Raw genomic sequence first — 16,369 nt, 5'->3', positions numbered from 1 at the left:
ATGGCGGGCAATTGTCGCCAAAAGGGCGCGCGTGAGCCTGAGCCAGACCATTTCCCGCCCCGCAGCCCTGTTGCGCCTGCTCTCGCGGCCCGTCCAGATTGCGATCGCCATCGCATTGGGCCTGGCCGCAGCGGCCCTGTTCGCGCAGATGGAAGGCGAGCGCGGCGTGCCGCCGATCGCCAGCGGCGGCGATTTCGAGGTGCGCGGGGTCAAGGTGGACGTGTTCGCCAAGGATGCCGACAGCGCCCGCTATGCCGGCTGGCGCATGGCGCAGCGACAGGCGTGGCGGATGCTGTGGACCCGCACCCATGGCGGTGGCGGCGCGCCGGCTTTGTCCGATTCGCAGCTTGAGGCGATGATCTCCGGCATCGAGATCGATTATGAGCAGGCCGGGCCGACCCGCTATGTCGCGACGCTGGGCATCTTGTTCGACCGCGCGCGGACGGGCGCGGTGCTGGGCGTGTCGGGCAATGTGATGCGATCGCCGCCGCTGCTGGTGATCCCGGTGCTGTGGGACGGCGGATCGGCCGTATCCTATGAACGCACCAACGAATGGCAGAAGGCCTGGGCGCGATACCGCACCGGCGACAGCGCGATCGACTATGTCCGGGTGGCCGGATCGATCGCCGATCCCATACTGCTGAACGCTGGCCAGACCGGGCGGCGCGGGCGCTTGTGGTGGCGCGTGCTGCTCGACCAATATGGCGCCGCCGATGTGGTGATCCCGATCGCGCGGCTCGACCGGGCCTATCCCGGCGGGCCGGTGACCGGCACCTTCACCGCGCGCTACGGCCCCGACAACAGCCTGATCGGCAGCGTGACGCTGCGCGCGTCCAACGACAGCGGCTTGCCCAAGATGATGGACGAGGGCGCACGGCGGATCGACGAACTCTATATCCGGGCGCTCAACGACGGCCGCCTGCGGCCTGACCCGTCGCTCATCATCGAGGAGCCGGTCGATCCGGCCGCGCTGGAAATCGAGAATGCGGTCGAGGCGCCGGTCGAGGCGGTGGAACTGCCGAGCGTGGCGTCCAGCGGCACGAGCTTTTCGATTCAGTTCGACACGCCTGACGTCGGGTCGATCGGCGCCGGCGAATCGACGGTGCGGTCGATCCCCGGCGTGCGCACCGCCAATACAAGCAGCCTGGCGCTGGGCGGGACGTCGGTGATGCAGGTCAGCTTCGACGGAACGGTCGACATGCTGCGCGCAGGGTTGCAGGCGCGCGGCTATAGCGTCGCGGTGTCCGGCACGACGCTGCGGATTACGCGGCGACAGGCGTCCCCGCCCCCGCAATGACCCAGATCAGCCTGCCCTTCGAATGGCATGGTGGCGCGGGTGATGGCGACTTTCTGGTCAGCGACGCCAACGCCCAGGCCGTCGCGCATCTGGAACGGTGGCGCGAATGGCCGCTGTCGGTGAGCGTGCTGACCGGCCCGCCGCGGTCCGGCCGGTCCACGTTGGCGCGCCATTTCGCGCAGATGAGCGGCGGCGAGATCATCGACGACGCGCAGGGACAGGACGAACATGGGCTGTTCCACGCCTGGAACGCGGCGCAGACCGAGCGGCGGCCGTTGCTGATGGTGGGGCTGGCGCCGCCGGCAAGCTGGACCGTGGCGCTGCCCGATCTGCGATCGCGGCTGGCCGCGGCGCCCCATGTCGCGATATTGGAGCCGGACGAGGCGCTGGCCCGCGCGCTGATCGAGCGGGCGTTCGACACCGCCGGGGCGGGCTATGCCGCCGACCTGCCCGACTGGCTGCTGCGCCGGGTCGAGCGCAGCTATGGCGGACTCGCGGCGGTAACGCAGTTGCTTGATCGCGCCGCACTGTCATCTGGACGCAAGATTTCTGTCGCAATGGCGAAAGAGGCTCTGCAAGCCGCAGGCTTTCTGCCTATAGTCCCGCCCGATCCCCCTCCTCAGCAACGCGAGTAATCCGTGGCCGAAGCCGATCCCTCCGCCAGCCTGGCGCTGCCCAGCGACCGCTATTTCAATCGCGAGCTGTCCTGGCTGGCGTTCAACCAGCGGGTGCTGGAAGAGGCGATGAACCGCGCCCATCCGCTGCTGGAGCGGTTGCGCTTCCTGTCCATATCCGGCGCGAACATGGACGAATTCTTCTCCGTCCGGGTCGCGGGGCTGAAGGGCCAGCAATTGCAGGATGTCGACCTGCGCTCCGCCGACGGGCTGACACCGGCGCAGCAGCTCGCGGCGCTGACCGAGGAAAGCACGCGGCTGATGGTCGCGCAGCAGAAGGTGTGGGGGGCGGTCCATGACGAACTGGCGCAGGTGGGCATCGAGGTCATCGGCCCGGCGAGCGAGATGGACGCGGCCTGCGGCCAATGGCTGCGCGAGCATTTCCTGACGCAGATCTTTCCGATCCTGACGCCGCAGGCGCTGGATCCGGCCCATCCCTTCCCCTTCATCCCCAATCAGGGGCTGTCGATCATCTTCGATCTGGAACGGCTGTCGGACAAACAGCCGATTCGCGAGCTGGTGATGATCCCGCCGACGCTGACTCGGTTCGTGCGGATTCCCGGCGATCCGGCGCGCTATATGGCGCTGGAGGCGGTGATCCGGCGTTTTTCGGCCGACCTGTTCCCCGGCTATCGCGTCCGCAACAGCGGCGTGTTCCGCATCATCCGCGACAGCGACATCGAGATCGAGGAAGAGGCCGAGGATCTGGTCCGCCATTTCCGCAGCGCGATCAAGCGGCGTCGGCGCGGTCGGGTGATCCGCATGGAGATTGAGGAGCGCATCCCCGAACCGGTCGAGGAGATGTTGCAGGACATGCTCCAGGGCCATGAAGCGGTGGTGGTTGAGGTGGAGGGGTTCGTCGGCATCGGCGACCTGTCCGGCATCGTCGACGCCGACCGGCCCGATTTGAAGTTCGAGCCTTATGCGCCGCGCTTTCCCGAGCGTATCCGCGAATATGGCGGCGACTGTTTTGCCGCGATCCGGGCCAAGGACATCGTCGTCCACCATCCCTATGAGGCGTTCGACGTCGTCGTATCCTTCCTGAAACAGGCGGCGGTCGACCCGGATGTGGTGGCGATCAAGCAGACGCTGTATCGCGCGGGCAAGCAGTCGGCGATCATCCGCGCGCTGATCGACGCGGCGGAGGCGGGCAAGTCGGTAACCGCCGTGGTCGAGTTGAAGGCGCGGTTCGACGAGGAACAGAATCTGATGTGGGCCGACGCGCTGGAGCGCGCGGGCGTGCAGGTGGTCTATGGCTTCATCGACTGGAAGACCCACGCCAAGATTTCGATGGTGATCCGGCGCGAGGGCGAGCAGTTCCGCAGCTACTGCCATTTCGGCACGGGCAATTATCACCCGATCACGGCACGCATCTATACGGACCTCAGCTTCTTCACCGCCGATCCGGCCTATAGCCGGGACGCAGCGGCGCTGTTCAACTATATCACCGGCTATGTCGAGCCGGAGCGGCTGGAAAAGCTGGTCATGTCGCCGCGCGACCTGCGCGACACGCTGTGCCGCCTGATCGACGCGGAAATCGATCATGCCCGCGCCGGGCGGCCCGGCACCATCTGGGCCAAGATGAACAGTCTGGTCGATCCGGCGATGATCGAGAAACTCTATGCGGCGAGCAATGCGGGGGTCCAGATCGACCTGATCGTGCGGGGCATATGCTGCCTGCGGCCTGGGGTGCCGGGCATGTCGGACAATATCCGGGTGAAGTCGATCGTCGGCCGTTTCCTGGAGCATAGCCGCATCGCCGTGTTCGGCAACGGCAAGGCGCTGCCCAATAATGGCGCGAAGGTCTTCATCAGTTCGGCCGACTGGATGCAGCGCAATTTCGACCGGCGGGTCGAGTTCATGGCGCCGATCGAGAATCCGACCGTGCATGACCAGATATTGGACCAGGTGATGGTCGCCAACCTGATCGACACCGAACAGAGCTGGTCGCTGGACAACGAGGGCCATTATACGCGGCTGGAACCGGGCGACAGGCCATTCAACCTGCATCGATATTTCATGACCAACCCGTCGCTGTCCGGGCGCGGCGCGGCGCTGGACAATGAGGCGGTGCCGACATTGCGCCTGAGCGGGCGCGCCTGATGAATTCGATGCTCAGCCGCGTTCGCGCCGTCGCCGAAAGCATGGCGACGTCGCCCGAGCCGGCCCATGCCCGGACCGCGATCATCGACATCGGGTCGAACAGCGTGCGCCTGGTGGTGTATGACGGGCCGCGGCGCATCCCCTTCATCCTGTTCAATGAAAAGGTGATGGCGGGGCTGGGCGCGTCGCTGGCGAAGACGGGGGCGATCGAGCCGGAGGCGATGGACCGCGGCCTGCGCGCCGTGGGCCGTTTCGCCCATCTATGCCGCGCGATGAAGGTGACCGAGATACGCTGCGTCGCCACCGCGGCGGTGCGGGATGCGACCAACGGGGCCGCGTTCATCGCCCGCGCGAAGGATATGGGCCTGACCGTCGAATTGCTGACCGGCGCGCAGGAGGCGATCGGCGCGGCGATGGGCGTGTTGTCGGGCATTCCCCATGCCGACGGCATCGTCGGCGACTTGGGGGGGGGCAGCCTGGAGCTGGCGCGCATCAGGGGCGGGGCGGTGGAGCAGACGATCTCGCTGCCGCTTGGGGTGCTGCGTCTGCCGCAGATTCGGGCCAAGGGGTCGCGGATTCTGGAGCGGCAGGTGGTCAAGATGCTGGAGAAGGCGGGATGGACGCCGGAACCGGACCTGCCCTTCTATCTGGTCGGCGGGTCGTGGCGCGCGCTGGCGCGGTTCGACATGCAGTTGACCAGCTTTCCGCTGCCCGTCGTCCATCAATATGAGATGACCGCCGCGCGGGCCGAGCAACTGACCCGGATCGTCAGCCATGTCGATCGGACGCGGTTGAAGCAGATTCCGGCGATGACGGGATCGCGCGTGCCGACGCTGCCCGATGCCGCGGCCCTGCTGTCGGTCGTGGTGCGGCAGTTGAAGTCGAGCCGGCTGGTGGTGTCGGCCTATGGCCTGCGCGAAGGGCTGCTCTATGAGGATCTGCCGGAGGATATCCGGGCGCACGACCCGCTGCTGGTTGCGGCCGAGGCGGAAGGGGAGGCGCAGTCGCGTTTTCGCGGCCATGGCGACCGGATCGACAAGTGGATCGCACCGCTGTTCGCCGACGACGATGCCGCCGCCCGCCGCATCCGCCGGGCTGCCTGCCTGCTGGCCGATGTCGGCTGGCGCGCCAATCCCGATTTCCGGGCCGAGCGCGGCGTGGAGATCGCGCTGCACAGCAATTGGGTGGGGATCACCGCACCGGAAAGGGCGATGCTGGCGCAGGCGCTGCACAGCCATTTCGGCGGCGGCATGGGCTGTCCGCCGGGCGTGGAGCGGCTGGCGAAGCCCGAAGAATTGCGTCGCGCGGCCCTGTGGGGGCTGGCCATCCGTCTGGCCCAGCGCCTGTCGGGCGGGGTCGAAGGGCCGCTGGCCGTGTCGCAACTCAGCCGGACGGAGGGGCAGATCGATTTGCAACTGCGCGACGAGGACGCCGACCTCTATGGCGAGACGGTCGAGCGCCGCCTGCGCAACCTGGCGCAGGCGATGGGGGTCAAATATCGCTTGTTCGCGGGGTAGGGTGCCCACCCCTCTTCCAACTTCGCCTAGCCGCTACGCGGCAAGGCTGCGTATCCTTCTCCCCCACGGGAAGAAGGTGAAGGAGCGCCGCTTGTGACTCTTCCCCCACTGCGTAATTGCCGGTAAGGGCGGCCGATGACTGCATCTTCCGCGCCCATCAGCCGTTCGCTCTTCGGATTCTCGATCTTCTATGGCGGTATGGTCTGCATTGCCGGGGTGCTGGGCAACAAGCAGGTGGCGCTGGGGCCGTTGGCGGGGATCGGGCCGATGGTCGGGCTGGGGCCGCTGGCGGTGGAGGCGGGGATCTTCGCCTTCCTGCTGCTGGTCACGATTTCCAGCGCGGTGGCGGAACTGCATGGCCGGGCGGTCGCCAACCGGCTGGTGCAGATCGGCTTCCTGCCGCTGATCGCGTCGATCCTGCTGTCGATCGTCGTGCTGGCCGCGCCGGCGGCGGGCGACATGGACCCCAAAAGGGCCGAAGCCTTCGCCATGATGATGGGCGGCACGCCGCGCATCTGGCTGGGCGGGATCATCGCCTATGGCATTTCGCAGACGCTCAACGTCACGCTGTTCGCGCTGCTCAAGGGGCGGGAGGGTGCGCGGCTGCTGTGGCTGCGGGCGGCGGTCGCCAGCATCCTGTCGCAGATCGTCGACACGCTGCTGTTCGTGACGATCGCCTTTTACGGCGTATTTCCGATCGGCGAATTGCTGCTGGGCCAGATGCTGGCCAAGGTGCTGCTGTCGGCGATATTGGTGCCGCCCGTCATCTATCTGCTGGTCGCGCTGGGGCGGCGGCTGGATCGTCGCTGAGACGGCGAGTGCAACAGCTGTGGCGCATTCGCGATTCTCGTTAGTTGGCGAACTAATTGTTCGACCATGGCGCGTATGATTCGGCGACGGGTGGAGCCTGCTGGCGATAGGTCGATCCAACTTGTTCCGTTCGTTTCGCGCGAAGTCGAGAAACGTGGGCGTGGCGCTACCGGCTTCTCGACTTCGCTCGAAGCGAACGGGCCAATGTAGAGTCATCCCTCTTCAGCGCCTGGACCGGACTCCCGCCTTTGCAGGTGCACGGCGGGGTGTGCGCAAACCTTGCGGCGGGCGGCATATGGCCTTATGCGCCCGCGCATGAACAGCAAGCACGCTCCCGATCCCGCGCTCCTGGCGAAGGCCGAAACCCTGGTCGAGGCGCTGCCCTATATGCAGCGCTATGCGGGCAAGACCTTCGTCGTGAAATATGGCGGCCATGCCATGGGCGATCCCGAAGCGGCGCGCGATTTCGCCGAGGATGTCGTGCTGATGAAGGCGGTGGGCATCAATGTCGTCGTCGTCCATGGCGGCGGGCCGCAGATCGGCGCGATGTTGAAGAAACTGGGCGTCGAATCGCAGTTTATCGGCGGGTTGCGCGTGACCGACGCGGAGACGGCCAAGATCGCCGAGATGGTGCTGGCCGGATCGATCAACAAGGAAATCGTCGGCTGGATCGCCGGGGCGGGCGGCCGTGCGGTGGGCATTTCGGGCAAGGATGGCGGGCTGGTCCTGTGCGAGAAGGTCGGCGGCCGGCGCGAGGCGGATCCCAATTCGGGGATCGAGCGCAATGTCGATCTGGGCTTCGTCGGCGATCCGGTGTCGGTGGACCGGCGCATCCTGGACACGCTGGCGCAGGCGGGCATCATCCCTGTCGTCGCGCCGGTGGGTATCGGCACCGATGGTCATACCTATAATGTGAACGCCGACACGATGGCCGGGGCGATCGCGGCGGAACTCAAGGCGTCGCGCTTCTTCCTGCTGACCGATGTCGCGGGCGTGCTGGACAAGCAGGGGCAGTTGCTGAGCGACCTCGACCCGGCGGCGATCGCCGTGTTGCAGCAGGACGGCACGATCAGCGGGGGCATGATCCCGAAGCTGGAAACCTGCGTCCGCGCGGTCGAGGGCGGGGTGGACGCCGCGGTCATCCTGGACGGACGGGTGCCGCACGCGATGCTGCTGGAAATCTTCACCGACCAGGGCGCCGGTACGCTGGTGCGGAAATAAGGAACGGCTGATGACGCTGACTTCGTTGATCGTCCCGACCTTTAGTCAGATGCTGGGCACTTTGTCGGGCTGGCTGGACAAGGCGCAGGCGCAATTGCCCGCCGCCGAGGCGGAGGCCTTGCTGTCGGCGCGGTTGGCGCCCGACATGTATCCGCTGGCGACGCAGATCCGCTTCGCCTGCGTGCAGGCGCATGAGGCGGTCTATCGGTTGCAGGGCGAGGCGTTCCCCGCCGGGCTGGACGGATTGCTGAACGAAGGGCGCGAAGCGGGCGAGCGGCCCGGTTCGATCGCCGACGCGAAGGCGCGGATCGGCGAGGCGCTCGCCCTGCTGCAAAGCCTGTCGGTCGATGCGCTGGACGGGGCCGCGGGGACGGCGATCGCCCATGCGCTGCCCAACGGCATGATATTGGACCTGACCGCGGAGCAATATGCGCGGGATTGGGCGTTGTCCCAATTTTATTTCCACCTGATGACCGCTTACGCGATCCTGCGGGCGCAGGGCGTGGCGCTGGGCAAGGGGGACTATGTCGCGCATATGTTCGGCCATATCCGGCCGGGGACGATGCCGGCGGGCTAGTGGCCCGAATCTGAAGTTCGTCACATTATCTGGCAAGGTCTGAGCGAACTTCAGATTCATCAGGGCCACTAGCAAATATTTGATTCCAGTGTGGTTTAGGGATTTGGAATACGCTCCAGACCAAGCCGCTACAATGTGGCGTATTTCAAATCCACCACACTGGCTGTCGTTGGCAGAATAAGCGTCGGCCGGTCCTTGTGGCGGGGTGTCCCCGCCGCTAGATATGCCATCACATTCGCGGCAGCGCAGCATGGAAGGCCGGTAGCTTGTTCGAACTTCTCAACGCCCTGAACGGCATCGTCTATATCGTGCTGGAAGCGGTCTGGTGGATCATCATCGTGCAGGCGGTGCTGAGCTGGCTGATCGCGTTCAACGTCATCAATACGTCGAACGAATATGTCCGCAACGGCCTCTATGCGCTCGACCGGATGACCGAGCCGCTCTATCGCCCGGTGCGCAAGGTGCTGCCCGATCTGGGCGCGCTGGACCTGTCGCCGATGGTGGTGTTGCTGGCGGTCATCATATTGCAGGGGCCGGTGCGCGAGAATCTGTTCGCGGCGCTGATGCGGGCCGCGGCCTGAATCCTGTCTGTCCGCCCCCCGTCTGGATCGTAGCGGGCGACGACCTGTTGATCGCCGTCCGGCTGACGCCGGGTGCGGCGAAAGAGGATATAGGCGGTGGCTGGATCGATGAGCGCAATGCGCGCTGGCTGTCCGCGCGGGTCCGCGCCGTGCCGGAAAAGGGCCGGGCCAATGCGGCGCTGATCGCGCTGCTGGCGAAAGGGCTGGATTGGCCGCGCAGCGCGATTTTGCTGGAATCGGGCGACACCAACCGGCTAAAGCGGCTGCGCATCATCGGCGGCGGCCGCGCGTCGGCGCGCCTGACCGCGCTTATCGAAACATGGGTAGGACAGACATGACCATCGGCAAGATCATCGACGGCAAGGCGTTCGCCGCCACCCTGCGCGACACGGTGGGCGAAGGCGTGGCGGGCTTCGTCGAGGCGACCGGGCGCAAGCCGGGGCTTGCGGTGGTTCTGGTGGGCGAAGACCCGGCCAGCAGCGTCTATGTCCGGTCCAAGGGCAAGATGACGGTCGCGGCGGGCATGGAAAGCTTCGAATTCAAGCGGCCCGACAGCATCGGCGAGGAGGATCTGCTCGACCTGATCGAAGAACTGAACCATGACGAGCGGGTCGATGGCATTCTGGTCCAATTGCCGCTGCCGGGGCATATCGACGAGGCCGCCGTGATCGGCGCGATCGACCCGGCCAAAGATGTGGACGGCTTTCACGTGGTCAATTCGGGCAAGCTGGCGACGGGGCAGGAGGCCCTGGTGCCCTGCACGCCGCTGGGCTGTATCATGCTGCTGAAGGACGAGCTGGGCGACCTGTCGGGACTGGAAGCCGTGGTCGTGGGCCGGTCCAACATCGTGGGCAAGCCGATGGCGGCGCTGCTGCTGGCGGAAAGCTGCACCGTGACGATCGCGCATAGCCGCACCCGCGACCTGGCGAGCGTGGTGCATCGCGCCGACATCGTCGTGGCCGCCGTGGGGCGCGCCGAGATGGTGAAGGGCGAGTGGATCAAGCCCGGTGCAACGGTGATCGACGTGGGCATCAACCGCGTGGCGGATACCGAGGATGGCAAGAGCCGGATCGTCGGCGACGTCGCCACCGCCGAGGCGCTCGCCCATGTCCGCGCCATTACGCCGGTGCCGGGCGGCGTCGGGCCGATGACTATCGCCGTGCTGCTGCGCAACACGCTGGTCGCGGCCCATGCCCGCGCCGGGCTGGCCAAGCCGGCGGGTCTGTGACGGCGCGGCTGGCGCTGCTGGCGTTAGGCGCGGCCGCCCTGGTCGCTACCCCAAGCGCTGCCAAGCCGCCGCCACGCTTCCAGCCCGATCCGAGCAGCGTGATCGCGGCGGAGATCGCCTTCAACCGGCTGGCGCAGAGCAAGGGGCAATGGATCGCCTTTGCCGAGACGGCTGCCGACGATGCCGTGATGTTCGTGCCGCAGAAGGTGATGGCGAAGGACTGGCTGAAGAAACAGGCCAATCCGGCCGCCTCGGTTCGCTGGTCGACGTCAGTCGTCTATGTATCGTGCGACGGCAATCTGGCCGCCAGCACGGGCAATTGGACGCGGCCGGACGGGTCGGTCGGCTATTATACCACGATCTGGCGGCGCGACCGGAAGGGGCGCTGGCAATGGATCATGGACCATGGCGACACGCTGGCCACCGCGCGTGCGACGCCGGAGTTTCTGAGCGGCAAGGTCGCGACCTGCAGGCGCGGGCCGCAGGGCGCCATGCCGCCGCCTCCGCCATCGGGCAAGAAGGGGGAATTGCCGCCACCGCCCGACGAGAGCCTGATCTGGACCGCGGACGTCGCGACCGACGGCAGCCGGCAGGTGACGGTGCGGATGTGGACCGGCGCGGCCTATGAGACGGTGATCGACGACAGGGTAAAGGCGGGATCATGATCGAGCTTTTCATTTCCGCCTTCGTGACGTTGTTCGTCGTCATCGATCCGCCGGGCTGCGCACCCATCTATGCCAGCCTGACCAGCGGGGCCAATGCGGCGCAGCGCCGGGCGATGGCGATCCGGGCGGTCGGCATCGCGGCGGCGATCCTGCTGGTCTTCGCCCTGTGGGGCAAGCAGCTGCTGGGCGTGCTGGGCATCGCGCTCGACAGTTTCCGCATCGCGGGCGGCATCATGCTGTTCATGATCGCGATGGACATGGTGTTCGAAAAGCGGACCCAGCGGCGCGAGGACCGGGCGAACAAGATCACGACCGAAGAGCCGCATGTCGAGGATGTGTCGGTATTCCCGATGGCGATGCCGATGATCGCCGGGCCGGGATCGATCGCGACCGTCATGCTGCTGATGTCGCGGGCCAATGGCATGGCGGAGCGCGGGGTGGTGCTGGGCGCCGTGGTGCTGACGCTGGCGCTGATGCTGGGCGCGCTGATCGCCGCCGGGCCGCTGATGGCGCTGCTGGGGCGCAAGATCGAGGCAGTGATTACGCGGCTGCTGGGCGTGCTGCTCGCCGCACTGGCGGCGCAGTTCGTGATCGACGGGTTGAAGGCGAGTTTTTGAGGCGCCCGATCCTCTGATATGCCGTCATCCCAGCTTTCGCTGGGATGACGATAGATTGGTTAGCCCTTCACGTCGGCTTCGGTGACCGGCGCGATCTTGATTTCGACGCGGCGGTTGGACGCCTTGCCTTCTTCGGTGGCGTTGGAGGCGATCGGCTGGGTTTCGCCGAAGCCGCGGGTGCCGATGCGGGCCGACTGCACGCCCTTGCTCACCAGATAGCTGGCGACCGACTGGGCGCGGCGTTCGGACAGGGTCTGGTTGTAGGCGTCGGCGCCGTCGCTGTCGGTATGGCCGTACACGTCGATATAGGTCTTGGGATATTGCGACAGGACCGAGGCGACGTCGTTCAGCGTCGGCTGGAACTGCGGCTGCACGTCCGCCTTGTTATAGGCGAAGGTGATGCCCGACGGCATACGCAGCAGCAGATTGTCGCCGTCGCGAATCACGTCCACGCCGCTGCCGGCGGTTTCTTCGCGCAGCTTGCGTTCCTGGGCGTCCATATAGGCGCCGATGCCCGCGCCCGCGACCGCGCCGATGCCCGCGCCCAGGATCTTTTCGGTGCGGTCGTTGCGGCCGCCGACCAGATCGCCGAGCAGATAGCCGCCCAGCGCGCCGCCGATGCCGCCGATCGCCGCCTTCGAAATGCTGCGCTGGCCCGTGGTCGGGTCCGTCGTGCAGGCCGTGGTGGCGAGCATGGCGGCCAGCCCTGCGGCGCCGATGATGCGGTGAGAAATCCTCATGATCCTGTTCCCTTGTCCTTTTTCGCGCCTGTAGGAGCGACTGCCCCTCATAATGGCCGAACATGCCGTTTGTTCCACATGCGAACTGAACCGATAATGAGGGGGATGTTGTGAAATTGAAAGATTAGCGGTTATAGGAGGTAGTTGACCACCATGGCCACGATCCCCCTCCATAATCCGACGCCCTTTCCCTGGGCCGATCTCGTCATCATCCTGGCGCTCGTCGCCCTGAATGGTGTCTTCGCCATGTCCGAACTGGCCATCGTGTCCGCGCGCAAGCCGCGGCTGCAGGGGCTGGAGAAGGCGGGGCGCAAGGGGGCGACGACGGCGCTGGCGCTGGCCAGCGATCCCGGCAAGTTCCTGTCCACCGTGCAGATCGGCATCACCCTGATCGGCATCATCGCGGGCGCCTATTCGGGCGCCAGCCTGGGCGGGCCGACCGGCGAGCGGTTGCAGTTGCTGGGCCTGTCGCCCAACCTGGCGGAAAATGCGGGTTTCGCGCTGGTGATCGGCCTGACCACCTATGCCTCGCTGATCGTGGGCGAGCTGGTGCCCAAGCAGTTCGCGCTGCGCGCGCCCGAGCCGATCGCGGTGCTGGTGGCGACGCCGATGCTGTGGCTGTCGAAGATCACCGCGCCGATCGTATGGGTGCTGGACGGGTCGAGCAGCCTGATCTTCAAGCTGCTGCGGCTGGACCGCGAATCGGAGAACCACGTCACCGCCGAGGAATTGCACCTGATCGTCGCGGAGGCGAGCAAGTCCGGCGTGATCGAGGAAAGCGAGCGGGCGATCATTTCGGGCGTCGTGCGGCTGGCCGACCGGCCGGTGCGCGAGGTGATGACCCAGCGGATGGACGTCGACTGGATCGACATCGCCGCCGACGATGCGACGATTCGCAGTCGCCTGCTGGAAACGCCGCATACCCGCCTGCCGGTAGGCCGCGGGTCGGTGGAAGATATTATCGGCATCGTCCAGGCGCGCGACATCATGACCGCGCTGTTTCGCGGCGAGGCGCTCAATGTCGGCGCGCTGATGCGCCGGGCGGAGGTGGTGCCGGACCAGGTCGATGCGATGGACGCGCTGGAAGTGCTGCGCCGGTCCGACGTGCCGATGGTGATGGTCCATGACGAATATGGCCATTTCGAGGGGATCGTAACCCCGGCTGACCTGCTGTCGGCGATCGCCGGCCATTTCGCGTCGGACCGCGACGCCTATGACGAGCCGGACATGGTCGAGCGCGAGGATGGCAGCCTGCTGGTGTCGGGGCAGATGCCGATCGACCAGCTGGCCGAACGGATCGGCATCGACCTGTCGGAGGACCGCGACTATGCGACGGTGGCGGGCCATGCGCTGTGGCTGCTCAAGCGGTTGCCGGAGGTCGGGGACTTCATCGACGACCAGGGATGGCGTTTCGAGATCGTCGATATGGACGGGCGCAAGATCGACAAGCTGCTGGTGGCGGAGCGGTAGGGGGCTGCCCTTTGGCCAAGCGACGAAGCATGACAGCTGTCGACCATTTTAGGTCAGCAGCATAAGCAATTGCTTATCCTCAAAGCCGCCATGTAAATGTGGGTCGCAGGTCACCATTCTTAATCAACCCCTGCGAGGTATGCAGATGTCCGACAACTGGAATTTCTACGCCCTCCTTGTCGATGATGAGCCAGCTTCGATCTTTGTCGATCTCGGGGTCACGAAAGAAACACACATCGCTGATTTCCCGATTATGGCGTATTCACGCGTCAGGATGAACAATCCCCGGCCGGATGGGTTATCCAGTCAGGACGAATACGACAGTCTGATTTCTTTGGAGAAAGACGTAGCAGAAGCAGCAGAGCGCGCCGGGAAACACCTCTATGTCGGGCGGAATACGTCAAGCGGAAATCGGGATTTTTACTTCTACACGCAAAACCACTCGATCGAAGATTTTCTCACAAAAGCCATGAAAAAATGGCCTTTGTATGAATATCAGACTGGCCATCGACCAGATGAACAGTGGTCAACGTATTGGCGCTTTCTTTATCCCTCACCAGAGGATTTTCAACGCATAGGAAACCGGGATGTTGTCGATCGCTTGTTGGAACAGGGCGATCGCATAGAAGAACCCCGAACGATTGATCATTTTGCTGTATTTGGTTCGCAAGAGGATAGGAACATCTTTGCCGAACATCTCGTCGCGAAGGGATATGCTATCGTTCGAAAGACTGATGCTGCAAGCGGCGAATTTCAAATTACGTTCGATATGACAGATCGACCAGATCAAATTGATGAGGTGACGATCGATCTATTCAGAGCGGCGCGGGATATTGGCGGTGAGTATGACGGATGGGGCTGCACCATCGTCAACTGACCGTCCGCTATTGTCGATTTCTGGCGTAAAGCAGACATTCCGCTCTCCACCCCAAGTCGGCCATCATCTTACCCGCCAAGGTCGCTTTCGCTGCGGACGCAATTAGCACAAAGGACAAAGGGCGCGGCAATCGATGCCGCGCCCTTTGTCCTTTGCTCTCTGGCGCCGCTTACTCGCTGGCGTTGGCCGCGTTCGCTGCGGGGGCTTCCGTCGCATTGGCGGCGTTGCCCGCTTCGGCGGCGTTTGCGCCTTCCGCGGTGGCAGGCGCGGCGTCGGCTGCGGGCAGCGGCAGGTTGGAACCCTGCGTGTTGAGCCAGGCGATCAGGTTGGCGCGATCGGCCGGATTGCCCAGGCCCGCAAAGGTCATCTTGGTGCCGGGCGCGAATTCACGCGGGCTTTTCAGCCAGTGATCGAGATTGTCGAAGCTCCATTCGCCGCCCTTGCTCTTGAGCGCGTCGGAGAAGGCGAAGCCGCCCTTGCCCTGGCCGATCGCTTCGCCGACCGTGGCGTAGAGATTGGGACCGATGCCGTTGGCGCCGCCCTGGTTCACGGTGTGGCAGGCGGCGCATTTGGCGAACACCTTCTCACCGGCCGCGACGTCCGCGCTGGCGAGCAGCGTGTTGAGGCCGGGGCCGGTGTCGCCGCCGCCTTCGCCCTCGGCTTCGACGCCTTCGATCGCATAGCCCATCTTTTCGGGCCGTTCGTCATGGAAATATTTGGAGCTGACGATCGCGCCGCCCAGCGCGATGATCCCCGCAAACAAAGCCCAGCCCGCCACGGTGTTGAAACGATCGCCCATTTCGCTCGATTTCCCTTGCGTTTCTGTTCTGGCGGCTGTCTTCCGCGCCCCCTCTTGTGCGCTGCCATAATGGCGGACACGCCACCATGCAAGCCGGGTTGGCACGGTAAATCGCCCTTCGCGTGCGCGGACGCCGCGCGGATGCTTGCGTGGGGGCGGGTGAAACCCTAAGCGCGCAGCCAGTCATGGAAAATTATCCCGCCCCCGCCCGCGCGATCGTCGCGCAACTCGCGCAAAAGGCCGCGGCCGACCCGGCGCGCGCCGTCGCCTATCAGGGCGCGCCCGGCGCCAATTCGCATCTGGCGGCGCTCGGCTATGCGCCCGATTGCGTACCTTTGCCCTGTTTCGCGTTCGAGGATGCGATCGATGCGGTGCGCAATGGACAGGCGGCGCGGGCGATCATTCCGATCGAAAACAGCCTGCACGGGCGCGTGGCGGACATGCATTTCCTGCTGCCCGAATCGGGGCTGGCGGTGATCGACGAATATTTCCTGCGCATCCGTCATTGCCTGATGGCGCCGGACGACAGCCCGGTGAAGAGCGCGATCAGCCATCCCCAGGCGCTCGGCCAATGCCGCCATTATCTGCGGGAGCGAGGCATTCAGCCGGTCGCCTATGCCGATACGGCCGGCGCGGCGGCGCTGGTGGCGGAAACGCGCACGCCCGGCGAAGGGGCGATCGCGCCCTATCTGGCGGCGGAATTGTACGGCCTGCGCCTGATCGCCGAGAATATCGAGGATAGCGACGACAATATGACGCGCTTCCTGGTGCTGGCGCAGGAGGCCAAGATGCCGGTCGCCAATGTCGGGCCGGTGATGACGACATTTCTGTTCGAGGTGAAGAATGTGCCCGCCGCCCTCTACAAGGCGATGGGCGGCTTTGCGACCAACGGGGTCAATATGACCAAGCTGGAAAGCTACCAGCGCGGAGCCAGTTTCGCCGCGACCGAATTTTTCTGCGATATCGAGGGGATGCCGGGCGACCCGGCGGTGGATCGGGCTTTGGCGGAGCTGGAGTTCCACACCAAGTGGGTGCGGCAGTTGGGGAGTTATCGGCAGGCGCGGCCGCGGACCTGAGGCGCGCACGGGCGTGGGCCTGTTTCGGGCTAGGGTGACGGCTGAGATGGTTATTTTCCTGCCATTCTCCTCCCGCTAGCGGGAGGGGGAGCGTGTCAGCTGGTCGTTCGCAGTCTT

General features: G+C 65.4%; 17 protein-coding genes. 15 read left to right on the top strand and 2 right to left on the bottom strand.

Features of this window, described 5'->3' with window-relative positions; all coding sequences use genetic code 11:
• The first annotated feature begins 31 nt into the window (after positions 1–31).
• The 12 genes from SBA_RS00325 (at position 32) to SBA_RS00270 (ending at position 11,290) form a co-directional block, all read left to right on the top strand.
• Positions 32–1,297: a heavy-metal-associated domain-containing protein gene (locus tag SBA_RS00325; protein WP_224550239.1), complete on the top strand. Its 1,266-nt coding sequence runs from the start codon at positions 32–34 to the stop codon at positions 1,295–1,297.
• Positions 1,294–1,932 (top strand): P-loop NTPase family protein, encoded by a 639-nt coding sequence (locus SBA_RS00320; RefSeq protein WP_261935505.1) that lies wholly within the window; start codon positions 1,294–1,296, stop codon positions 1,930–1,932. Before SBA_RS00325 ends, SBA_RS00320 begins: the two co-directional genes overlap by 4 nt.
• A gap of 3 nt (positions 1,933–1,935) precedes the next feature.
• Positions 1,936–4,074: an RNA degradosome polyphosphate kinase gene (locus SBA_RS00315; protein WP_261935504.1), complete on the top strand. Its 2,139-nt coding sequence runs from the start codon at positions 1,936–1,938 to the stop codon at positions 4,072–4,074.
• Positions 4,074–5,591, top strand: a complete 1,518-nt coding sequence (locus SBA_RS00310; protein ID WP_261935503.1) for a Ppx/GppA family phosphatase — start codon at positions 4,074–4,076, stop codon at positions 5,589–5,591. The genes SBA_RS00315 and SBA_RS00310 overlap by 1 nt, the downstream gene beginning before the upstream one ends.
• 135 nt (positions 5,592–5,726) lie before the next feature.
• Positions 5,727–6,401, top strand: coding sequence for a queuosine precursor transporter (locus tag SBA_RS00305; protein WP_261935502.1), 675 nt, complete (start codon positions 5,727–5,729; stop codon positions 6,399–6,401).
• A gap of 303 nt (positions 6,402–6,704) precedes the next feature.
• Positions 6,705–7,622 carry an acetylglutamate kinase gene (gene argB / locus SBA_RS00300; RefSeq protein ID WP_066605722.1) on the top strand — a complete coding sequence of 306 codons (918 nt, stop codon included), beginning with the start codon at positions 6,705–6,707 and terminating at the stop codon, positions 7,620–7,622.
• 10 nt (positions 7,623–7,632) lie between these two features.
• Positions 7,633–8,199, top strand: coding sequence for a DUF1993 domain-containing protein (locus tag SBA_RS00295; protein ID WP_261935501.1), 567 nt, complete (start codon positions 7,633–7,635; stop codon positions 8,197–8,199).
• Positions 8,200–8,465: 266 nt separating this feature from the next.
• Positions 8,466–8,780 (top strand): YggT family protein, encoded by a 315-nt coding sequence (locus SBA_RS00290; protein ID WP_224549585.1) that lies wholly within the window; start codon positions 8,466–8,468, stop codon positions 8,778–8,780.
• Entirely contained in the window at positions 8,777–9,118 is a 342-nt protein-coding gene (locus tag SBA_RS00285) for a DUF167 family protein (RefSeq protein WP_449325374.1), read from the top strand. The genes SBA_RS00290 and SBA_RS00285 overlap by 4 nt, the downstream gene beginning before the upstream one ends.
• Positions 9,115–10,008 (top strand): bifunctional methylenetetrahydrofolate dehydrogenase/methenyltetrahydrofolate cyclohydrolase FolD, encoded by an 894-nt coding sequence (folD, locus tag SBA_RS00280; protein WP_224549587.1) that lies wholly within the window; start codon positions 9,115–9,117, stop codon positions 10,006–10,008. Before SBA_RS00285 ends, folD begins: the two co-directional genes overlap by 4 nt.
• Positions 10,005–10,673 (top strand): YybH family protein, encoded by a 669-nt coding sequence (locus tag SBA_RS00275; RefSeq protein WP_261935499.1) that lies wholly within the window; start codon positions 10,005–10,007, stop codon positions 10,671–10,673. Before folD ends, SBA_RS00275 begins: the two co-directional genes overlap by 4 nt.
• Positions 10,670–11,290, top strand: a complete 621-nt coding sequence (locus SBA_RS00270) for a MarC family protein (RefSeq protein WP_224549591.1) — start codon at positions 10,670–10,672, stop codon at positions 11,288–11,290. The genes SBA_RS00275 and SBA_RS00270 overlap by 4 nt, the downstream gene beginning before the upstream one ends.
• 59 nt (positions 11,291–11,349) lie before the next feature.
• Here SBA_RS00270 and SBA_RS00265 read toward each other — a convergent pair whose 3' ends face one another.
• On the bottom strand, positions 11,350–12,030 hold the full coding sequence (locus SBA_RS00265) for an OmpA family protein (protein ID WP_261935498.1): 681 nt from the start codon (positions 12,028–12,030) through the stop codon (positions 11,350–11,352).
• 153 nt (positions 12,031–12,183) lie between these two features.
• Between SBA_RS00265 and SBA_RS00260 the strand changes: the two genes are divergently transcribed.
• Positions 12,184–13,500, top strand: coding sequence for a hemolysin family protein (locus tag SBA_RS00260; RefSeq protein WP_261935497.1), 1,317 nt, complete (start codon positions 12,184–12,186; stop codon positions 13,498–13,500).
• A gap of 145 nt (positions 13,501–13,645) precedes the next feature.
• Entirely contained in the window at positions 13,646–14,377 is a 732-nt protein-coding gene (locus SBA_RS00255; protein ID WP_261935496.1) for a DUF695 domain-containing protein, read from the top strand.
• A 169-nt stretch (positions 14,378–14,546) separates the two neighbouring features.
• On the opposite strand, the gene SBA_RS00250 is transcribed toward SBA_RS00255, so the two are convergent.
• Positions 14,547–15,176, bottom strand: a complete 630-nt coding sequence (locus SBA_RS00250; RefSeq protein WP_261935495.1) for a c-type cytochrome — start codon at positions 15,174–15,176, stop codon at positions 14,547–14,549.
• 185 nt (positions 15,177–15,361) lie between these two features.
• Here SBA_RS00250 and SBA_RS00245 point away from each other — a divergent pair, with 185 nt between their 5' ends.
• Complete coding sequence (locus SBA_RS00245; protein ID WP_224549601.1) at positions 15,362–16,252, top strand: prephenate dehydratase; 891 nt, start codon at positions 15,362–15,364, stop codon at positions 16,250–16,252.
• The last annotated feature ends 117 nt before the right edge of the window (positions 16,253–16,369 follow it).

The organism is Sphingomonas bisphenolicum (genome assembly GCF_024349785.1).
GTDB classification, from domain to species: Bacteria; Pseudomonadota; Alphaproteobacteria; order Sphingomonadales; family Sphingomonadaceae; genus Sphingobium; species Sphingobium bisphenolicum.
This window is presented reverse-complemented; position numbering and strand designations above follow the sequence as displayed.